The sequence below is a fragment of the Thioalkalivibrio sp. XN8 genome, assembly GCF_011058255.1.
Classification (GTDB): domain Bacteria; phylum Pseudomonadota; class Gammaproteobacteria; order Steroidobacterales; family XN24; genus XN24.
In genome coordinates this window covers 1-232 of sequence record NZ_JAALFH010000031.1, presented here as the reverse complement: position 1 = coordinate 232, position 232 = coordinate 1, and the positions used below count along the sequence as shown (strand labels likewise).

The following is a 232-nucleotide window of genomic DNA, read 5'->3' as shown; positions in this document are numbered from 1 at the left end:
CCAGGTGGATATTGCCCGCCTCGAAGTCGAAGCTCTCGAAGCTGCCGTGGCAGCTGAAGCAGCCCGGACCCGTGACCGGCATGGCGTTCGCGGCCTCGAGGGCGGACACGCCCGCGGCCGGCACGACATCGTCGCGGTGGCAGACGCTGCAGTTCGTCATGTAGGTCGGGTACGTCACGTCGTACACCGTGTCACGCCGCGACACGAACTCGCCGTCCGGGAAGTTGTGCGA

At 67.2% G+C, this 232-nt stretch carries 1 protein-coding gene; it reads right to left on the bottom strand.

Features of this window, described 5'->3' with window-relative positions:
* Positions 1 to 232, bottom strand: a 232-nt coding sequence (locus tag G6N75_RS03295; RefSeq protein WP_165346643.1) for a hypothetical protein, incomplete at both ends; no start/stop codon positions are given.